The sequence below is a fragment of the Streptomyces sp. rh34 genome (assembly GCF_002551245.1).
In the GTDB taxonomy this organism is placed as follows: Bacteria; Actinomycetota; Actinomycetes; order Streptomycetales; family Streptomycetaceae; genus Streptomyces.
The window spans coordinates 1-3140 of record NZ_NTGZ01000442.1 but is presented as its reverse complement, the minus strand read 5'-3'; the positions used below and the strand labels follow the sequence as shown (position 1 = coordinate 3140).

3 protein-coding genes and 1 pseudogene are annotated in these 3140 nt (G+C 72.2%); all 4 read right to left on the bottom strand.

What is annotated here, in order from left to right; all coding sequences use genetic code 11:
• On the bottom strand, positions 1-1033 hold a 1033-nt coding region (locus tag CR470_RS36930; RefSeq protein WP_257139054.1), incomplete at its 3' end, for a branched-chain amino acid ABC transporter permease.
• 1 nt (position 1034) lies between these two features.
• A complete protein-coding gene (locus CR470_RS36925) occupies positions 1035-2243 on the bottom strand; it encodes an ABC transporter substrate-binding protein (RefSeq protein WP_097872070.1) in 1209 nt (402 codons plus the stop codon).
• 132 nt (positions 2244-2375) lie between these two features.
• Complete coding sequence (locus CR470_RS36920; protein WP_097872068.1) at positions 2376-2780, bottom strand: roadblock/LC7 domain-containing protein; 405 nt, start codon at positions 2778-2780, stop codon at positions 2376-2378.
• Positions 2777-3140 (bottom strand): annotated as a pseudogene (locus CR470_RS36915) (histidine kinase); the annotation flags it as partial. The pseudogene CR470_RS36915 and the gene CR470_RS36920, both read right to left, overlap by 4 nt.

Sequence of the window (3140 nt, the reverse complement as noted above, 5' to 3'; positions counted from 1 at the left end):
CCCCGGACGCCTCCGCGGCCCGGCCTGGCCGCGACGCCTCTGCTGTCCCTGACGCCTCTGCCGCTCCCGGCGTCCGGGGCGTCCCGCGCGGCCGTCGTCGCAGACGGCCGGCCAGCTGACTCCGGAGCCGGGCGACCGGATCCGGGGCGGGGCCCTCGGGTCCGTGTGCCGTCGCCGGCTCCGCGAAGCGGGAGCGCAGCACCAGCACCGCGGCCATCGCGGCGAAGAGCAGATACGGCGCCAGATCGGGCGTCAGCGAGACGCCCACCGTCTGCACCTCGCCCACCGCGATCGCCGCGAAGAAGGTCGCCCACAGCGAGCGCAGCCCGCCGAGCACGACCACCACGAGGGACAGCATCAGCACGTTCTCGGACGTACCGGGGCCGGGGCCGATGATCGGCGCCCCGAGCACGCCCGCCGCCCCGGCCAGCGCGCCCGCCGCCGCGAGGACACCGGTGTGCACCGCCCGGGGGCTGTGTCCGGTGGCCGCGAGCATCTGCGGATCGTCGGCGGAGGCCCGTACCGCCGCACCCATACGGGTCCGGGTCAGCACCCAGGTCCCGAACGCCGCGAGCAGCACGGCCATCACGATGAAGCAGAGCCGGTAGGCGGGGTAGCGGTGCCCCAGCAGCATCACCGAGGAGTCGAGCGCCTCGGGGACGCGTACGGGCAGTTCGTCCGCCCCGAAGAGCTGGATGAGCAGATCACCGCCGATCAGGGCGAGCCCGAACGTCAGCAGCGCCTGCGCGAGATGCCCACGCCGCGCCAGCGGAGCCGTCGCGGCGGACAGCCCCACCCCGGCGACGCACGCCGCCGCGGTTCCGGCGGCCAGGCCGAGGGCGAGACCGCCCCAGGTCCCGTCGCTCAGCTCGGCCCCCGTGTAGGCGCCGATCGCGTACAGCGTGCCGTGCGACAGATTCAGCACTCCCGCCGTGCCGAAGGCGAGGCTCAGGCCGGCGGCGACCACGAACAGCAGCAGGCCGAAGGCCACTCCGTCCACCGCCGGTATGAGGTGGGCATCGAGGAGATCCATGTCAGCTGCCGAGCGTCGCCAGGTCCTGGACCATGACGTTGGCCAACTGGGCGCCGTCCGGCCGCACCTGGCGCAGATACCAGGTCTGTACCGGCGAGTGGGCCTTGTCGCCGAACTCCCAGGCGCCGCGCGGGCTGTCGATCTGGCCAAGCCCCGCGATGGCCTTGTTGATGGTCTGTGACGTCACGTCGCCGTCCTTCGCCGCGTCGGCGATCGCCTTGTCCAGTACGGCGGCCGCGTCGTACGACGCCATCGCGTAGGTGGTGGGCTGCGTGTCGTGCTCCGCGGTCCAGTCGGCGGCGAACGTGCGGTTCGCCTCGTTGTCGAGGTCGGCCGCGTAGTTCAGGACGGAGTAGATGTCCTTCGCCGCGGCGCCCTGGGCCTGGAGAACGCTGCCCTCGGTGACGAAGGCCGTGTACAGCGGCAGATCGGCGATGTCCGACTGGGCGTACTGCTTGGCGAAGTCGATCGCGGCCTTGCCGGCGTAGAAGCAGTACACCGCCTTGGCGTCCGTCTTGGCGATCTCCGCGAAGTACGGCATGAAGTTGGTCGTCTTCGGGAACGGCGTCCAGGTGGTCTTGCCGTCCGGGTTGGCGAGCTTCCCCTTGACCCGCTTGAACTCGTCGGTGAAGCCGCGCAGTTCGTCGTGGCCGCCCTGGTAGTCGGGGCCGATCGCGTAGACGGGCCCGTCAACCTTGTCCTTGATGTACGGGGCGATGGCACGGCCCGGCTCGTCGGACAGGAAGCTCGTCGTCCACACGTATTCGATGTCCTTGACCGGCGGCCGGGCGTTCGACCCCAGGAAGGGGATCTTGGCCTGCTGGACCAACGGCAGCACCGCGTTGACCGAGCCGCCGCCGACGAGGCCCGTCAGCACGTCGACCTTGTCCTTCTTGACCAGCTTGGTGGCCGCCGGCACGGCGGTCGGCGGGCCGTCGCCCTCGTCCGCCACGATGAGCTCGACCTCGCGGCCGCCCAGCTTGTTGCCGTGGGTCTCCAGATACAGCTTGAAGCCGTCCCGCAGCTCCGTGCCGACCGGCTCGTAGGTGCCCGACAGGGAGGCCACCAGACCGATCTTCACGGTGTCGTCGTCGGCGCCGCTGTCGCCGCTGCAACCGGTGACGGCCGCCAGGCCGAGGGCGAGGGCGGCAGCGCCGGCCGGCCGGAGTCTGCGGCGGCGGGGGCGGGGGGTGGATAGGGCGAAGAACATGGGGGCTCTCATCACAGTGTCGGGGGCAGGAGCGTCGGGAACGCCGGTCGGGACGGGCACGGCGGGCGGCCGCCGCCCGGGGGAGACCCGACCGGCGAGCGGCGCGGGGGCGGGAGGCGACCGGACCGGCGGTCAGCGAAGGGGCGGCAGGTTCGGATCGCGGACCTGGGGAGACAGCGAGTCGCCGACCTGGTTGATCAGTTCGGACATCATGTAGCTGACCTCACCGATGTCCGCGTCCCTGGTGGTGGTGACGAGGAGTGAGGCGCCGCTGGAGACGGCCATCGAGAACATGTAGCCGCCCTCCATCGCGGTGAGACTGTGCTCCACGGGGTCGGTGTTGGTCAACTGGGCCGCCGCGGACAGCAGGTTGACGACGCCGGACGCGATGGCGGCCAGCCGCTCGGCGTCGTCCCGTTCCACACCGGTGTACGCCAGCGCGAGTCCGTCCACGGACACGGCTACCGCCTGGGTGACTTCCGGGAGACGCCCGGCGAAATCGCTCAGGATCCAGCTCAGGTCGGAGGAGGTGGTCATTTCTCGGTCCGTTCGGTGTTGTCGTCCGGGGCGGAACGCCCCCGGTGGTTCGTGCTCCGGTTGATCCCCTGGGCGTAGGCCGCCAGCACGTCGGAGACCTGTCGGGAGTCCCGGCGGCGGGGCGAGGGCCGCGGAGCGCCGGCTGCCGGGCGCTGGTCCGCGCCCTCCCGCTTGCCCGCGGCGGGCCACTGCTGAGGCGCTCTGCGCTTCCGCACGGGCAGCCCCGAGGAACTGACGCCGGCGACACGTGACACCGGCTCGTCGTGCACGGGATGCGGCGCGGGCGTGGCGCCGTTTTCCCGCTCAGGTGTGCCACCGCCCGGCCCGCCGCCGCGGGGCCGCTCGTGGCCGGGTGGGGTC

Bases quoted from the DNA above. Each gene is read 5' to 3' on its own strand.
- CR470_RS36920 (WP_097872068.1), bottom strand. From the start codon at position 2,780: ATGACCACCTCCTCCGACCTGAGCTGGATCCTGAGCGATTTCGCCGGG.
- CR470_RS36925 (WP_097872070.1), bottom strand. From the start codon at position 2,243: ATGTTCTTCGCCCTATCCACCCCCCGCCCCCGCCGCCGCAGACTCCGG.